Below are 16445 nucleotides of genomic sequence, written 5' to 3'. Positions count from 1 at the left end.
ATGGACGCCCCCACGGACGCCCAGGACGGCCACGGGGCCACCGCGCCGGCCCCCGACGAGCACGCCGACCACGCCGACCACGCCGACCACGCCGACCACGGCGTTCACCTCGGCCAGCAGGACATCCGCGCCGCCAAGCTCGCGGCGCGCCGCGCGGCCGGGGAGACCGAGCCCTACCGCTGGCCGGTCGACCACACCCTCGCCGCCATCCGCGCCGCCCACGCCGACCTCGCTCCCGACACCGTCACCGACGAGGAGGTCTGCGTCGCCGGGCGGCTCACCGGCCTGCGCCGCCAGGGCGGCCTGAGCTTCGGCACGCTGCGCGACCGCACCGGCGCCCTCCAGCTCTTCGTCGACACCGCGGTCGTCGGGCACGAGGCCCACGAGGCGATCGACGACCTCGACCGCGGCGACTGGGTCGGCGTCCGCGGCCGGGTCATGACCACCCGCCGCGGCGAGCTCTCGATCCGCGTCGACGAGTGCGCGCTGCTGGCGAAGGCCCTGCGCCCTCCGGCCGGCGGGCACCACGGGCTCGCCGACGTCGAGACGCGCTACCGCCAGCGCTACGCCGACCTGCAGGTCAACGAGCGCACCCGCGAGATCTTCCGCGTCCGCCACGCCGCCGTGCACGCGATCCGCACCCACCTCGCCGAGCAGGGCTTCACCGAGGTCGAGGGCCCGGTCCTGCAGAGCATCCAGGGCGGGGCGTCGGCGCGCCCGTTCGTCACGCACCACAACGCGCTCGACCTCGACATGTACCTGCGCATCGCGCTCGAGCTGCACCTCAAGCGCCTCATCGTCGGCGGCATGGAGCGGGTCTTCGAGCTCGGGCGGGTGTTCCGCAACGAGGGCGTCGACACCCGGCACAACCCCGAGTTCACGATGCTCGAGGCATACCAGGCCTTCGCCGACTACCACGACATGATGGACCTGACCGAGGGCATGGTGGTGGCCGCCGCGCACGCCGCCCTCGGGGACGACCTCACCGTCCGGTACCAGGGCCAGGAGATCGACGTCCGCCCGCCGTGGCCGCGGGAGCGGTTCGCCGACATGATCGCCGAGAAGACCGGCGCCCAGATGCACCCCGAGATGCCGATCGACGAGGCGCGCCGGATCCTCGACCGCCTCGGCATCGCGTGGGAGCAGGGCTGGGGCGCCGGCCGGCTGATGAAGGAGGTGTACGACGAGCGCGTCCAGCACGACGTCGTCGGCCCCGTCTTCTGCATCGACTACCCGCGCGAGGTCTCCCCGCTCGCCCGCGCGCACCGCGAGGACCCCGCCTACAGCGAGCGCTTCGAGCTGATCGTCGCCGGCTTCGAGCTGTGCAACGCCTACTCCGAGCAGAACGACCCCGTCGAACAGATGGCCGCCTTCGAGGAGGAGGCCCAGGCCAAGCGCAACGGCGACCCCGAGGCCGGCGACATCGACCTCGACTACGTCCGCGCACTCGAGTACGGCATGCCGCCCACCGGCGGGCTCGGTATCGGCATCGACCGGCTGGTGATGCTCCTGGCCAGCGTCGACTCGATCCGCGAGGTCATCCTCTTCCCGACCCTGCGCCCCGAGTTCGCGCCGCCGCCCGGCGGCGGACCGGGCGGGGCCCACCGCCCGGTGCTCCCGCCGACGCCGATGCCGGCCGCGGCGCTCACCGCGGCCGCGCCCCGGACCCCGGTGGCCGTCGCCCGGGCGGCCGCGGCACCGGACGAGGGCCCACCGACGCGCCCGTGGACGGTCACCCTGATCGCCGGGCTGACCGCGCTCGCCGGCCTGCTGCACCTGCTGGTGCACATGCCGATCGTGCACCAGCGCCTCGGCGACCGGGTCGAGCTCGACCTGGTCCCGCCCTGGTTCGCGGTCACCGGGCACGTGCTCTCGGCCGCGATCGGGCTGCTGCTGATCCTGCTGGCCGACCAGCTCGCCAAGCGCAAGCAGGCGGCGTGGCGGGTGGCGGTCGTGCTCAGCGCGCTGGCGGTGGTCGCCCACGTGCTCAAGGGCCCGCACCAGGTCGGGCTGGCGATCAGCGTCGCGCTGCTCGTGCTGCTCGTCGTCGCGCGCGGGCGGTTCCGCGCGCCCGCCGACCCCCCGTCGCTGCTGCGGCTGGTGCGCTTCGTGCCGATCTACCTCGCCTGCGTGCTGGCCTTCGGCTTCGTCTCGCTGGGCCTGCAGAGCGGGCGGATGACGCCCGAGCTGACCGTCGCCGGCGGGCTGGAGACGATCTTCGGCGGGCTGGTCGGGCTCGACGGCCCGTACACGTTCGACCGACGGGTGTTCGCCGAGACCTTCCCGGCCGCGCTGCTCGCGCTCGGGGTCGTCGGGCTCGTCGTGTTCCTGGTGCTGGTGTTCCGGCCGCTGACCGCCCGCGACCCGCACACGCGCGACGACTGGAGTCGCGCGCAGACGCTGGTGCACACCTACGGCTGGGACACCCTGGCGGCCTTCGCCCTGCGCGACGACAAGAGCTTCTTCTTCGGCTCCGACGGCCGCGCGATGATCGCCTACACCTACCTCGGCGGCTACGCGCTCGCGGCGGGGGACCCGATCGGCGACGAGGCCTCGCTGCCCGCCGTCGTCGACGAGTTCCTCGCCATGTGCGCCCAGCGCGCGTGGACCCCGGCGTTCCTCGCGGCCCGCGAGGAGGACACCCGCGAGGGCGGACTGCTCGCCTCGCGGGGCTTCCGGTCGTTCTACCTGGGCGACGAGGCGATCATCGACTGCCCGTCGTTCACGCTCGAGGGCCGCGAGCGCAAGAGCGTGCGGGCCGCGGTCCGCCGGGTCGAGCGCACCCACCGCTTCCAGCTGATCGCGGAGTCGGCCGCGTCGCCGACCCTCGTGGCGGCGCTGAACGCGATCTCGGAGAAGTGGCGGGGCAAGAACCCCGAGCGCGGGTTCACGATGTCGCTCTCGCAGGACATCACCGGCTCGGCGGCCAACAGCGACTTCCTGCTCTGCGTCGCGCTGGACGCCGACGGGGTGCCCGGCGGGTTCCTGCGCCTCGTGCCGGCCTACGGCGGCCCGGCCACCGGGACGACGTTCGGCTACACGCTCGACCTCATGCGCCACGACCCCGGCGCGCCCAACGGCATGACCGAGTTCCTCATCGCGAAGAGCGCGCTGGCGCTGGCCGAGCGGGGCGTGACGCGGCTGTCGATGAACTTCGCGATGTGGGGGCGCCTGTTCGCCGAGGACGTGCCGTTCACCGCCACGCAGAAGCTCGCGCGGCGCGCGGTCGGCGTGCTCAACCCGTTCTTCCAGGTCCGCTCGCTGCACGACTTCAACGCGAAGTTCGGGCCGCAGTGGCTGCCCCGGGTGCTCGCCTACCGCAGTCCCGCCGACCTGCCCCGCGTCGGGCTGCTCTACGCGGGCGCCGAGGGCTTCCTGGCCGTCCCGGGGCTGGGCCCGATGTTCGTGCCGGCCGCGGTCGGGGGTGCGCCCTCACCGTCGGGCGAGCCGTCGCCGACGACCGCCGCAGCGGCATGACCCCCAGCGGCGTGAGCCCCGGCGGAACGGCTGCCGAGCGGGCCGCGGCGTGAGCGTCATCGAGCGCCACCCGCGGCGCACGCGCGGCAACGGGTTCGGTGACGTCGTGCTGGTCGTGGTGCTCGTCGGGATGGCGCTGGCCGTGGTCGTGGCGATCGTCGTGCTCGCCGACGCGAGCGGGAAGAAGACGCCGCAGGGCCCGCGCGGCGCCGGGGCGCTCGACGCGCTGCAGGCCGACATCACCGCGGCCGGGCTGGTCGTCTGCTCGCGCACCGACCTGCCCGACCCGCTGGCCACCGACGCCGTCGCCGCCCGCACGCTCGTCGTCGCCGTGCGGTGTCGCGACGGCGAGACGGCGACGGTCCAGGCGGACGCCTTCGCCGACGACACCGACCGCGACGCGGCGGCGCGCAGCATCTCCGGCGTCGGGCGCCCGCGGGCGTCGTCGACGGTGCGCACCTACGGCGACCTCGTCGTGGTGGTCCAGGGTGGTGCGGAGGACGTGGTGGCCGACCGGATCGACGCGGTGCTGCTCGCGAAGGGTGCCGCGTGAACGTCAAGCCCCGTGTGGTCGGCCTCGGGGTGCTCGCCCTGGCAATGATCAACATCGCGGCGATCGTCAGCGTGCGCAACCTGCCGGTGATGGCCGAGTACGGCTGGTCGATGCTGGCGCTGTTCGCGCTCTCGATCGTCGTGTTCCTCGTGCCGATCGCGATGGTCGCCGCCGAGCTCGGCACCGGGTGGCCGCGCGACGGCGGGGTCTACGCCTGGGTCAAGGAGGCCTTCGGGGAGCGCGCCGGCTTCCTCGCGGTGTGGTGCGACTACGCCGAGAACGTCGCGTGGTTCCCGACGGTCCTGTCGTTCATGGCCGCGAGCCTCGCCTACGCGCTGGATCCGTCGCTGGCCACCGACAAGGTCTTCCTCGTCGTGGTCATGCTCGCCTTCTTCTGGGCCACGACGATCGTGAGCCTGCGCGGGGTCGGCACGTCGTCCTGGATCGGCTCGGTGGGCACGGTGGCCGGCTCGATCGTCCCGGCGATCGGCGTCGTCGTCCTCGCCGCCGCCTACCTGGCCCAGGGCAACCCGAGCCAGATCCCGTTCTCGGCCGGCGCGCTCGTGCCCGACGTCGAGCTGAACAACCTGGCCTTCCTCGGCGGGATCATCCTGCTGTTCACGGGCATGGAGATGGCGGGCTTCCACGCCCGCGACACCCGGGACCCGGGGCGCACCGTGCCGCGGGCGATCGCCCTGTGCGTCGGGGTCGTCGTCGTCTTCTCGGTGCTGGGCTCGCTCTTCCTCGCGATGGTCGTGCCCGCGAGCGAGATCAGCCTGGTCTCCGGGACGATGGAGCTGTTCAGCCGCGTGCTCGACCGCCTCGGCCTCGGGTGGGCCGTGGCCCCGCTCGCGCTGGTCGTCGCGTTCGGCGGCATCGCCCACCTCGCGCCCTGGATCCTCGGCCCGGCCAACGGTGTCGCGGCGGTGGCGGCGCAGGGCTCGGTGCCGGCGCGGCTCGGACGGCTCAACGCGCACGGCGTGCCGGTGGCCCTGCTGCTCATCCAGGGCGCGGCCGGGACCGTCTTCACGCTGCTGTTCCTGCTGGTGCCCAGCGTGAGCACGTCGTACTGGATGCTCTCGGCGGTCACCGCCCAGATCGTGATCATCATGTATTCGCTGATGTTCGCGGCCGTGGTACGGCTGCGGCACACCCAGCCCGACACCGAGCGGCCCTACCGCATCCCGGGCGGGCTGCCCGGGGTCTACGCGGTCGGCGGGATCGGGCTGCTCGGGTGCCTGGCGGCGTTCGTGCTCGGGTTCGTGCCGCCCGGCCAGCTCGCCACGGGCAGCACCATCACCTACGTGACCCTGCTCGCCGTCGCGGTCGCCGTGCTCTCCGCGCCGCCGTTCGTGTTCGCCGCCCTCGCCCGGCGGCGGGCGCGGCGGGACGCGGACTCCGACGACGAGCTCCCGGTGCCGGCGTGACCGTCGACAGCATCGGCGAGATCGACATCACGACCGACTCGTTCCTCGGCGCCGGCGCGATCCTCGCGCTGCTCGTGGTCGTGGCCCTCGCGCTGCTCCTGCGCAACCGGCTGGGCCGGATCACGCGGGCCGGCCGCATCGCGCTGATCTCGCTGACGACGGTGCTGGTGCTCGTCGGGTCCGGAGCGACCGTGAACGCGCACTTCGACTACTTCCGCACCCTCGGCGACGTGCTCGGGCTGCCGCCGTCGGACGAGGTGGAGCTCGCGGCGCTGCTGGCGCGGACCGAGCGCCCCGACCGCGGGATCGTCACGTCGATGGAGATCCCCGGCAAGGAGTCGGGCTTCGCCGGGCGGCCGGCGATGGTGTGGGTGCCGCCGGCCTGGTTCGCCCGCCCGCGTCCCGAGCTGCCGGTGGTGATGCTGCTGCACGGCACCCCCGGCATGCCGCAGGACTGGCTCGACGGCGGCCAGGCCGGGGCGACCGCCGACGCGTACGCGGCGGCGCACGGCGGGGTCGCGCCGATCCTGGTCATGCCCGACGTCAACGGCACCATCGACGGCGACAGCGAGTGCGTCGACGGCCCCGGCGGCCGCGTCGAGACCTACCTGACCGCCGACGTGCCGCGCTTCGTCCAGGACGTCTTCCACGCGGCGGCGCCCGGGCGGACCTGGGCGGTGGCGGGGCTGTCCGAGGGCGGGTCGTGCTCGCTGATGCTCGCGCTGCGCCACCCCGACCTCTTCGCGACGTTCGGCGACTACGCGGGCCTCGCCGGGCCGCGCGCCGGCGACACCAACGCCGACACGGACTCGGCGGTCACCGGGCTCTTCGGCGGCTCCCAGGCGGCGTTCCGGGCCCACGAGCCGGCGGCGCTGCTGGCCGAGCGCCGGTACGCCGAGCTCGGCGGCTGGTTCGAGGTCGGCGACGCGGACACCGAGCCGTACGCCGCGGCCGAGACGCTCGTGCCCGCCGCCCGGCGCGCGGGAATCGCGACGTGCGAGGTCGTCGTCCCCGGCGGCGGGCACACGTTCGCGCTCTTCTCCCAGGCGTTCTCGGACTCCCTGCCGTGGATCGCGGGACGCCTCGGCGCGGGGCCCCTGGTGCCCAGCTGCCCCTGAGACACCGACGGCGTCAGGCCAGCAGACCCCACCGGGCGGCGCTGCGGGCGGCCGCGGCCCGGTTGCGGGCGCCGGTCTTGGCCAGCACGTGCTCGACGTGGGTGGCCACCGTCCGCGGCCGGATCCCGAGCCGCGCGCCGATCTCCGGGTTGCTCAGCCCGTGGCCGACCCCGTCGAGCACCTCCAGCTCCCGCACGGTCAGCCCGGCCGGCGGGGCGGTCTCGCGGTGCAGCACGAGGACCCCGCGCGCGGTGGGGTGCAGCTCGACCCCGACGACGTCGCCCGCACCCGTGACGAGCAGCAGCGGGCCCGGCGGCGCCGCGCCCGCGAGCACGTCGTCGACGATCCCGGCCAGCGGGGACGGCGCGCGGACCAGGCCGGGCCGCGCCTCGGCCGAGAGCAGCTCGACGTGGCCGCCGCGGCCGACGAGCAGCCCGTGGGTGCCGTCGGCGCCGAGCGTCCCGGTGCGCGCCGCGGGCGCCGGGACGGGGTCGAGTGCGGCGGCGAGGTCGGGGGCCAGCAGCTCGAGCAGCGCGATCGTGTCGTCGTCGGGGTGCCGCCCGTCGAGCACGCTGGCGTTGAGCATGCCGACGTAGCGGTCGTCGGCGGCGAACAGGCAGAGCGTGACGCCGTCGCGGAAGCCCTGCGGGACGATGATGCTCTCGAAGATCTCGCCCCGGCGCCGGGACGGCTCGAGGTCGCGCACCCGCACCGCCCGGCCGCCCTCGCGGACCACGGTGAACAGCCGGTCGGTGTGCATCCGGGTGTCGATGAGCAGGTCGACCGCGGCGGGGTAGGACGACGCGAGCGTGCGGTGCCCGCCGCTCGGCGGGTCCCGCACGGCGAGCGAGACGCAGTCGGCGGGCACGACCTCGCCGAGGCCGGCGAGCACGGCCCGGGCGGCGCCCGGGGAACGGCTCCCGTGGCGCCGGAGGAACGACCGCAGCTCGCGGGCGGCCGCGACCGCGGACATGCTCCGGAAGCTACGCGGGGCCGGCACCGCCCGACCAGGGTCCGGCCGGCACATCCGTCATCCGACCGATGTCACGAGGAGCCGTCCGGCCCAGCATCGGCGCATGACACCCGAGGAGTACGCCGAGCTGGACGCCACCGGCCTGGCCGCGCTGCTGAGCAAGGGCGAGGTGAGCAGCGACGAGGCGCGCGACGCCGCCGTCGCCGCGATCGACACCGTGAACCCGCGCCTCAACGCCGTGGTCGGCGAGCGTTTCGACACCCCGCTCGAGCACGCCGCCGACGGACCGTTCGCCGGGGTCCCGTTCGCCATCAAGGACCTGATCGTCCACGCCGAGGGCGTCCCGCAGCGGGCCGGCACGCGGCTGCTCGGCGCGGGCGTGCCGATGCCCGCCGACACCCACCTCATGACCCGCTTCCGCCGCGCGGGGCTCGCGACCCTCGCGCTCACCGCCACCCCGGAGCTGGGGTTCAACGCGACCACCGAGTCGGTGGCGACCGGCGCCGTCCACAACCCGTGGGACACCACCCGCAGCCCCGGCGGCTCGTCGGGCGGGTCCGCGGCGCTCGTCGCGGCGCGGGCGCTGCCGGTGGCGCACGCCAACGACGGCGGCGGCTCGATCCGCATCCCGGCGGCGGCCTGCGGGCTGGTCGGCCTCAAGCCCAGCCAGGGGCGCACCTCGCCGGGTCCCGACTACGCCGACCCGCTGCTCGGCATGGGCGTCGAGTTCGCCGTGACGCGCACCGTGCGCGACACCGCGGGCCTCCTCGACGCGGTGCACGGGTACGAGCCCGGCGACCGGTACCTGCTGCCCGACCCGCCGCGCCCCTACGCCGACGAGGTGGCCGCGGGCAGCCGGCGGCTGCGGGTGGCGCTGTGGACCACCCCGTTCTCCGGGAACGGCACGGTCGACCCCCGCTGCACCGCGGCGACCGAGGCGACTGCGCGCACGCTGGAGGGCCTCGGTCACGCGGTGGAGGTCGCCGGTCCGGAGCTGGACGCGGCGGCGTTCGACGACGCCAACCTCGTGGCCTGGACGAGCTTCCTCGCCGACGGCGTCGACGTGCTCGGCGCCGCACTCGGCGTCGAGCCCGGCTCCGAGCACCTCGAGGCCGCGACGCTCGCGTGCGCCGCGCACGGCCGCACCCTCACCGCGGGCGACCTGTACGCCGCCGACCGGGTCTTCAACGCCACCCGCCGCACCGTCGCCGCGTTCCACCAGCAGTACGACGTCATCCTCACGCCGACGATGAACGTGCCGAACACCCCGCTCGGGTACCTCGACCAGGACGACCCGTCGCGCGACGCGCGCGGCTGGTACGACCACATCTTCTCGACTGCGGGCTTCACCGCGCTGTCGAACGTCACCGGCAACCCGGCGATCTCGCTGCCGCTCGGGCGCACCGAGGAGGGCTGGCCGGTCGGGGTGCAGGTCGTCGCGCCCTACGGCGACGAGTCGACGCTCATCGGGCTGGCCGCCGACCTCGAGCGGGCGATGCCCTGGAGCGGGCACCGCCCGCCGACGTCCTAGTCGTCACGGCACCTCGTCCACCGGCGGGAGCAACGGGCGTACCCGGACCCGGTGCAGCGCACCGCCCCGGCTACCGTCGGTGGCATGGGTGCGGATCCGGACCTCGTCGTCAGCCCAGATCTCGTCGTGGTGGGCTCGGGCTTCTTCGGGCTGACCGTGGCCGAGCGGGCCGCCACCGAGCTCGACAAGCGCGTGCTGGTGGTCGAGCGCCGCTCGCACCTCGGCGGCAACGCCTACTCCGAGCCCGACCCCGAGACCGGGATCGAGGTCCACCGCTACGGAGCGCACCTGTTCCACACCTCGAACAAGCGCGTGTGGGACTACGTCAACCGGTTCACCGACTTCACCGGCTACCAGCACCGCGTCTTCACGATCTACGAGGGCCGCGTCTACCCGATGCCGGTGAACCTCGCGACGATCTGCGAGTACGCGGGCCGCGCGATGAGCCCCGACGAGGCGCGCGCCTGGGTGGCCGGGCACGCCGCCGAGATCGACGTCGCCGACGCGCTGAACTTCGAGGAGAAGGGCGTCGCGCTGGTCGGCCGCCCGCTCTACGAGGCGTTCTTCGAGGGCTACACGGCCAAGCAGTGGCAGACCGACCCGAAGAACCTGCCGGCGTCGATCGTGTCGCGCCTGCCGGTGCGCTACACGTTCGACAACCGGTACTTCTCGGACACCTACGAGGGCCTGCCGGTCGACGGCTACACGGCCTGGCTCGAGCGGATGGCCGACCACCCGAACATCGAGGTCCGCCTCGACACCGACTGGTTCGACCTGCGCGATCGGTTGCCGGCCGACGTGCCGACCGTCTACACGGGCCCGCTGGACCGCTACTTCGACTTCAGCGAGGGCGAGCTCGGCTGGCGCACCCTCGACTTCGAGCCGGAGGTGCTGACGACGACCGGGGACTTCCAGGGCACCCCGGTGATGAACTACGCGGACCGCGACGTGCCGTTCACGCGCATCCACGAGTTCCGCCACTTCCACCCGGAGCGGACGTCCTACCCCAAGGACAAGACGGTGATCGTGCGCGAGTACTCGCGCTTCGCGCAGCACGGCGACGAGCCGTACTACCCGATCAACACCCCCGAGGACCGCGCCAAGCTCGAGCGCTACCGCGAGCTCGCCCGCAAGGAGGCGACCAACCGGCGCGTGCTCTTCGGCGGCCGGCTGGGGACGTACAAGTACCTGGACATGCACATGGCGATCGGGTCGGCGCTCACCCTGTTCGACAACCGCATCGCCCCGTGGTTCACCGAGGGTGCATCGTTCGACGGCGCCGACCTGGCCGACACCTGATCCAGTCACTCGTTCGGACGCTTCGGGCCCGCCCTTGATCGCGTAGCGTCACGGCTTCCTCGTCGATCTTCGGCCGGAGGCCCCCGTGTCCGCTCCCCTGTCCCCCGCCCGGCGGCGCTCCGCCGCCGGCCTCCTGGCGATGCTCTCGTGCGCCGCGGTGCTCAGCCTGTCGGCCTGCGACACGAGCAGCGAGTCGGCGGGCGGCGGGTCCGGCGGCGGCTCGGCGCCCGCGAACCACGGGGGCGGGCACCACAGCGGGACCCCGCACCCCTCGTCGACCCACCACACGACGGCGCCGAGCACCCGGCCCTCGGAGTACAACCCGGCCAACTGCCCGACCGGTCTGGTCTGCTCGACGCCGACCCCCTGACCGGGGTCGTGCCGCGCCTCGACGGAGTGGCCGGCGGGGCGACCCGCCGGGGGGCTCCCGGGCCGGCGACCCGCGCGCGGTTACCGTCGTCGGTGTGACGAGCACGGTCGGCGGGACGGTGGAGATGACGGCACGACCGGCGGGTCGCCCGGGTGCCGACGGTGCCGAGGGTGCCGCGCTGCTCCAGCGCGTCATCCTGCCCCGGCCGGCGGACCCGACGTCGGTGCGCGCGCTCTACCTCGACGAGGGCACCGCGACGTCGATGGAGACCACGGCGCCGACGGCCTACCGCCCGGGCACGTTCGACGACTCCGTCGAGGAGTACGTCGTGCACGTGCGGCGCTCCGGCGGCCGGGTGGCCGAGGTCGTGTCCCGCACCGGGGTGCGCCTCCCGGAGCGCAGCGAGGTCTCGTTCGCCGCCTACTTCAACGCCTTCCCGGCCGCCTACTGGCGCCGCTGGTCGGTGCTCGACGCGGTGTCCCTGCGCCTGCGGCTGCGCGGGCGGGGCCGCGTCGACGTCTACCGCTCGACCGCCAAGGGCGTGCCGGTGCACCTGGCCGGGCAGACCGTCGCCACCGAGGACGACACCGAGGTCGTCGTACCGGTGTCGCTGACGCCGTTCGCGGACGGCGGCTGGGTGTGGTTCGACCTCTCCAGCGACAACGACGCCCTCGAGCTCGTCTCCGGCGGCTGGTACGCCGACCGCGAGGCCCCGGGCCGCGCCGCGATCGCCGTCGGGATGCCGACGTTCAACCGCCCGTCGGACTGCGTGGCCACCCTGACGGCGCTCGGCGAGGATCCGCTGGTCAGCGAGACCCTGACCGCGGTCATCATCCCCGACCAGGGCTCCTCGAAGGTGCGCGACCAGCCCGGCTACGCGGAGGCCGCCGCGGCCCTGGGCGACCGCCTGCGGATCATCGACCAGCCCAACCTCGGCGGCTCCGGCGGCTACGCGCGGATCATGCACGAGGCGCTGGAGACCACCGACTGCGAGCAGATCCTGTTCATGGACGACGACGTCGTCCTCGAGCCGGACTCGGTGCTGCGCGCGCTCGCGTTCTCGCGGTTCGCCCGCGAGGACATGCTGGTGGGCGGGCAGATGCTCTCGCTCCAGGCGCGCTCGCACCTGCACGCGATGGGCGAGGTCGTCGACCGCGGCCACTTCTTCTGGCAGATCGCCCCGCACACCGAGGACGACCACGACTTCGCGGTCGACTCGCTGCGCGAGACGCTGTGGATGCACCGGCGCACCGACGTCGACTACAACGCCTGGTGGATGTGCCTGATCCCGCGCACGGTGGCCGAGCGCATCGGGCTGCCGCTGCCGCTGTTCATCAAGTGGGACGACTGCGAGTACGGCCTGCGCGCCGGGAGTCACGGCATCCCGACCGCCACGGTGCCGGGGGTCGCGATCTGGCACATGTCGTTCGTCGAGAAGGACGACACCTCCGACTGGCAGGCGTACTTCCACGTCCGCAACCGCCTGGTGGTCGCCGCGCTGCACGGGCCGGACAACCCGCGCGCGATGCTCGCCGATTCGCTCAAGCGCACCCTGCGCCACCTCTTCCTGCTCGAGTACTCGACGATCGCGCTGCACCACATGGCGATGCGCGACTTCCTGTCCGGGCCGAAGGCGCTGTTCGGGGCCCTGCCGACCGCGCTCGGCGCCGTCCGGGCCACGCGCGCGGAGTTCCCCGACGGCACCGTGCACCGCGGCGCCGACGACCTCCCGCGCCCGGCGCTCGGCGCCCGCGAGGCCCAGCTGTGGCCCAGGCCGCCGGTCGGCCGGATCGCGCAGGTGGCCGCGCTGGCCCGGGGCCTCGTGCACCAGATGCGTCCCGTCGACCCGGCCGCCCATGAGCGCCCGCAGCGCGACGTGCCCGCCGAGCACAGCCAGTGGTTCCTGCTCTCGATGCTCGACGGCGCCGCGGTGACGACGTCGGACGGCTCCGGGGTCACGTTCCGCAAGCGCGACCGCGAGATGTTCTGGGCGATGCTGCGCGAGTCGGTGCGCCTGCACGCCGAGGTCGGCAAGGCCTGGCCGGCCCTGCGCCGCCGCTACCGGGACGCGATGGGCGAGCTCGTGAGCCGCACCGCCTGGCGCGAGCAGGTCTTCGACCGCTTCCGCTGAATTCGCCACGGTTCTCGCTGGTGAGGCGGGAAGAAGGACCGAAGCTGTCCGCCTCCCTCCGTAGCTTTCGTGTCATCAGGGACGACGAGGAAAGTGGGCCCCGATGACGACGACCGCCACCCAGGAGACCGCCATGACCAGCACCGACACCGGCGAGCGCACCGACCTCCTCGCGGAACTGACCCAGGCCCGCCACTGGCTCGTCTTCCCCACCCGCGACCTCACCGACGAGCAGGCCGGCTCGCGTCCCACGGCCTCCCAGCTCACGCTCGGCGGGCTGATCAAGCACGTCACCAAGGTCGAGGAGGGCTGGATGCGCTTCGCGGTCTCGGGCGCCAGCCCCGAGGAGGACTTCGAACTCCCCGAGGGCATGACCCTCGACGACTTCGAGGGCTGGATCGCGAGCCTCGACGAGAAGCCGGACTGGCTGGTCGAGCGCGAGAACGAGTTCAAGCTGCTGCCCGGCGAGACGCTCGCCGGGGTGATCGCGAAGTACCACGAGACCGCGGCGCGCACCGAGGCGACGCTGGCGTCGCTGCCCGACCTCGACGTGCGCCACGCGCTGCCGAAGGCGCCGTGGCACGAGCCCGGGACGACGTGGTCGGTGCGCCGGGTGCTGATCCACATCATCGCCGAGACGACCCAGCACGCGGGCCACGCCGACATGCTGCGCGAGCACATCGACGGCGCCACCTCGATGTGAGCGGGCACCCGATCTGCTCCGTCACGGCGCCGGTGCCAGGATGCCGGGCGTGACGGAGCAGGCGGGCGCGCAGCGCAGCGAGGGCGGCAGCGACAGCAGCGGGTCGACGGACGCGACGTCCCCCGGCGCCGCGGGCGCGGACACGTCCGGGGCGGCGTCCTCCGGCGAGCAGGGGGCCGACGCGTCGGCCGCCGCTGACTCGAGCACGAGCACGTCGTCGGGGGCGGCCGCGTCGGGGGCGGCCGCGTCGGGGTCGGGCGCGGGTGGGTCGGGCGCGGGTTCGGAGGGCTCCTCGGCGTCCGCCACGACCGCGACCGCGACGAAGGACCGCCCCGCGGACGACCCGCCGCCCGACGAGGCACCGACGACGCAGCAGCGCACGCCCGACGTGTCGGGCGGATCCGGGCCCCGCGGGCGCGACGAGCGCTCGCCGCTGAACGTCGGCGAGCTCGTCTGGAAGGTCGCCACGGTCCTGGCGTCGGTGATCCGGATCGTCGCCTACGTCATCGCCGTGGTGCTGGTGGCCTACGTGCTGCTGACGCTCGTCGGGGTGAACCCGCAGAACGCGATCGCGCAGGTCGTCGGCGGCGTCGCCGACTCGACCGTGCTCGCGTTCCGCGACCTGTTCCTCGTCGCCGACCCGGTGTTCGCCGTCGTCGTCAACTACGGCCTCGCGGCCGTGTTCTGGGTGCTCGTCGCGGAGTTCGGCTCGCGTCTGGTGCGCTGGCTGGGTGCCCGGTTCTCCTGACCGGGCTCAGGTGCGGACCGCGGCCTGCCCGGCCGCGGCGCTGCCGGCGACGGCCCGCACCGGGATCAGCGTGGCGAGCCCGAGCAGCAGCACGAGCCCGATGCCCAGGATCCCCCAGCGCTGCGCGCCGAACAGGGCGATGAACAGCGCGAACATCGCCGGCGCCAGGAAGCTCACGGCACGGCCGGTGGTGGCGTAGAGGCCGAACAGCTCGCCCTCGCGCCCCGGCGGGACGATCCGGGCGAGGTAGCTGCGCGAGCAGGCCTGCGCCGGGCCGACGAACAGCGACAGGAACGTGCCGCCGATCCAGAACGCGGTGGGGCCCGACGCGACGAGCATGCCCGCGGCGGTGACGACCAGGGCCGCCAGGCAGACGACGATCACGATCTTCGGCCCGATCCGGTCGTCGAGCAGGCCGCCGACTACCGCGCCGAGCGCGGAGACGACGTTGGCGACGATCGCGAAGATGATGACGTCGCCGGGGCTCAGCCCGAAGGTGCCGGCCGCGAGCACACCGCCGAACGTGAACACCGCGGTCAGCCCGTCCCGGTAGATCGCGCTGGAGACGAGGAACCCGAGCAGGTGCCGGTCGTCGCGGTAGAGCCGCGCGAGCCGCCGGAACAGCAGCGTGTACGACGCGGCCCACCCGACGGCGGCCTCGGTGTCACCGGGCGGCGGCGGGAACGGGAAGCTCATCCGCAGCACCGGGACGGTCGACACCGCGAACCACACGGCGGCGACGAGCACGACGACCCGCACGGCCGTGCCCTCGCCCTCGAACGGGATCACCGGCGAGTCGGCGAGGAAGAGCACGAAGCAGATCAGCAACAGGACGATGCCGCCGACGTAGCCGGCCGCCCAGCCGATCCCGGACACGCGCCCGGTCCGCCCGGGCGGGGCGAGCCGGTAGATCATCGCGTTGTACTCGACCTGGGCCAGCTCGTAGGCGAAGGTCCCGACGCCGAGCAGCAGCAGGCCCCACCACAGATACGACGGCTCGGGTGCGACGAGCGCCATCAGCGCCGTGCAGAGGATGATCACCGCGGTGAGCCAGCCGAGCCGCCGCTGGCGTCCCGTCTCGGCGCCGGCGGCGTCGCTGCGCTGGCCGTAGACCGGCGCGACGAGGGCGACCAGGACCCCGGACACGCTGATCGCCGTGGCCAGCGCCGCCGACCCGCTCGCCTCGTCGGCGGCCACCGAGCCCGTCAGGTACACGGTGAAGACGAACGTCGTGACGATGTGGTTGAACGCGGCGGAGCCCCAGTCCCACGCGGCCCAGGCCGTGAGCGGGCGCCCGATGCGGGCCGTCGGTGCGGACGGCGCAGTCGAGGACGACACGCGCGAACGGTAGCGACACCGGCGGGTCCGGCGCGCGCCCCCGGACGGGCGGGTGGGCGGTCCCGGCGTGTGATGGGAAGGCGCTCCGCTGCCACCGAGCGCGCCCGGTGTGCCGCTCAGCGTTCGCCCAGATGGACGCAGGCTCCCTCGCTCGGTGACGACGACGGCGGTCCTCCGCCACTCGGTCGTGGGCGACTGATCGGTCTGTTTCACCGACCGTCCCGGACATGATCACGAGCCTGACTGATGATCACCTCCCCAGGTGTCGGGGCGCGTTCCCGACCGGGTGACGGCGAGGGCTCCGCGGGCCTTTCCGGGCGGACGATCCGTGTGCCGATGATCGCTACTGTCCGCCGCGCGGCATTCCGGTGTCGCCGGTGAAGGCTCCCCGTCGCCGTCCCGGCACGGGGAGGACCATGCGAAAGGACAACACTGTGGGAATTCTCCGTAAGTCCGTCATGGCGGCCGCGCTGATCGGTGCCGGACTGACCAGCACGACCGGTGCCGCCTTCGCGCAGGAGAGCGTCACGCAGGACGGCATGGGCAACGTCAACGAGGTCCAGACCATCGTCCCGACCAACGTCTGCAACAACGACGTGCCGGTGAACGTGCTCGGCGTCCAGGTCCCGGTCGAGGACGTCTCCGGCGCCGTGCCGATCCTGTCGGACGCCGACGGTGCCGCGGCCCAGCCCGAGTCGCAGTCGTGCGGCAACAAGGTCCACGCCGACAACTGACGTCGGAGCGCTGCTCTCCACCGCCGTCCTGTCGGTTGTCTCG

General features: G+C 73.9%; 13 protein-coding genes. 11 read left to right on the top strand and 2 right to left on the bottom strand.

Going from position 1 to position 16445, the window contains the following annotated elements; translation table 11 throughout:
• The 4 genes from lysS to PHK61_RS21265 are packed head-to-tail and all read left to right on the top strand — an operon-like array spanning position 1 to position 6575.
• On the top strand, positions 1 to 3477 hold the full coding sequence (lysS, locus tag PHK61_RS21280) for a lysine--tRNA ligase (RefSeq protein WP_274283022.1): 3477 nt from the start codon (positions 1 to 3) through the stop codon (positions 3475 to 3477).
• 49 nt (positions 3478 to 3526) lie between these two features.
• Complete coding sequence (locus PHK61_RS21275) at positions 3527 to 4030, top strand: hypothetical protein (RefSeq protein WP_274283021.1); 504 nt, start codon at positions 3527 to 3529, stop codon at positions 4028 to 4030.
• A complete protein-coding gene (locus tag PHK61_RS21270; RefSeq protein WP_274283020.1) occupies positions 4027 to 5457 on the top strand; it encodes an APC family permease in 1431 nt (476 codons plus the stop codon). Before PHK61_RS21275 ends, PHK61_RS21270 begins: the two co-directional genes overlap by 4 nt.
• The gene (locus PHK61_RS21265) at positions 5454 to 6575 is read left to right on the top strand and encodes an alpha/beta hydrolase (RefSeq protein WP_274283019.1); all 1122 of its coding nucleotides are present in this window, start codon (positions 5454 to 5456) and stop codon (positions 6573 to 6575) included. The genes PHK61_RS21270 and PHK61_RS21265 overlap by 4 nt, the downstream gene beginning before the upstream one ends.
• 13 nt (positions 6576 to 6588) lie before the next feature.
• On the opposite strand, the gene PHK61_RS21260 is transcribed toward PHK61_RS21265, so the two are convergent.
• Entirely contained in the window at positions 6589 to 7548 is a 960-nt protein-coding gene (locus tag PHK61_RS21260) for a helix-turn-helix transcriptional regulator (RefSeq protein WP_274283018.1), read from the bottom strand.
• Between the two features lie 103 nt (positions 7549 to 7651).
• Between PHK61_RS21260 and PHK61_RS21255 the strand changes: the two genes are divergently transcribed.
• The 6 genes from PHK61_RS21255 to PHK61_RS21230 all read left to right on the top strand — a co-directional run bounded on the left by PHK61_RS21255 (position 7652) and on the right by PHK61_RS21230 (position 14330).
• A complete protein-coding gene (locus tag PHK61_RS21255) occupies positions 7652 to 9079 on the top strand; it encodes an amidase (RefSeq protein WP_274283017.1) in 1428 nt (475 codons plus the stop codon).
• 84 nt (positions 9080 to 9163) lie between these two features.
• Entirely contained in the window at positions 9164 to 10378 is a 1215-nt protein-coding gene (gene glf, locus PHK61_RS21250) for a UDP-galactopyranose mutase (protein WP_274283016.1), read from the top strand.
• Between the two features lie 85 nt (positions 10379 to 10463).
• Entirely contained in the window at positions 10464 to 10748 is a 285-nt protein-coding gene (locus tag PHK61_RS21245) for a hypothetical protein (protein ID WP_274283015.1), read from the top strand.
• Between the two features lie 94 nt (positions 10749 to 10842).
• Positions 10843 to 12879 carry a glycosyltransferase gene (locus tag PHK61_RS21240; protein ID WP_274283014.1) on the top strand — a complete coding sequence of 679 codons (2037 nt, stop codon included), beginning with the start codon at positions 10843 to 10845 and terminating at the stop codon, positions 12877 to 12879.
• Positions 12880 to 12982: 103 nt separating this feature from the next.
• On the top strand, positions 12983 to 13582 hold the full coding sequence (locus PHK61_RS21235) for a DinB family protein (RefSeq protein ID WP_274283013.1): 600 nt from the start codon (positions 12983 to 12985) through the stop codon (positions 13580 to 13582).
• 49 nt (positions 13583 to 13631) lie between these two features.
• Entirely contained in the window at positions 13632 to 14330 is a 699-nt protein-coding gene (locus PHK61_RS21230) for a hypothetical protein (protein WP_274283012.1), read from the top strand.
• A gap of 6 nt (positions 14331 to 14336) precedes the next feature.
• Here the strand turns inward: PHK61_RS21230 and PHK61_RS21225 are convergent, their stop codons facing one another.
• Positions 14337 to 15668 carry an MFS transporter gene (locus PHK61_RS21225; protein WP_274283011.1) on the bottom strand — a complete coding sequence of 444 codons (1332 nt, stop codon included), beginning with the start codon at positions 15666 to 15668 and terminating at the stop codon, positions 14337 to 14339.
• A 434-nt stretch (positions 15669 to 16102) separates the two neighbouring features.
• On the opposite strand from PHK61_RS21225, the gene PHK61_RS21220 reads away from it, so the two are divergent.
• Complete coding sequence (locus PHK61_RS21220; RefSeq protein ID WP_274283010.1) at positions 16103 to 16402, top strand: hypothetical protein; 300 nt, start codon at positions 16103 to 16105, stop codon at positions 16400 to 16402.
• Positions 16403 to 16445: the final 43 nt, after the last annotated feature.

It is taken from the genome of Actinomycetospora lutea (genome assembly GCF_028737205.1).
Taxonomy (GTDB): Bacteria; Actinomycetota; Actinomycetes; order Mycobacteriales; family Pseudonocardiaceae; genus Actinomycetospora; species Actinomycetospora lutea.
Note: the sequence above shows the minus strand (reverse complement) of the source record. Positions and strands in the feature narration are given on the sequence as shown.

Excerpts from the sequence above, each read along its gene's own strand:
- lysS (WP_274283022.1), top strand. The coding sequence starts at position 1 with ATGGACGCCCCCACGGACGCCCAGGACGGCCACGGGGCCACCGCGCCG.
- PHK61_RS21260 (WP_274283018.1), bottom strand. The coding sequence starts at position 7,548 with ATGTCCGCGGTCGCGGCCGCCCGCGAGCTGCGGTCGTTCCTCCGGCGC.
- PHK61_RS21255 (WP_274283017.1), top strand. The coding sequence starts at position 7,652 with ATGACACCCGAGGAGTACGCCGAGCTGGACGCCACCGGCCTGGCCGCG.
- glf (WP_274283016.1), top strand. The coding sequence starts at position 9,164 with ATGGGTGCGGATCCGGACCTCGTCGTCAGCCCAGATCTCGTCGTGGTG.
- PHK61_RS21235 (WP_274283013.1), top strand. The coding sequence starts at position 12,983 with ATGACGACGACCGCCACCCAGGAGACCGCCATGACCAGCACCGACACC.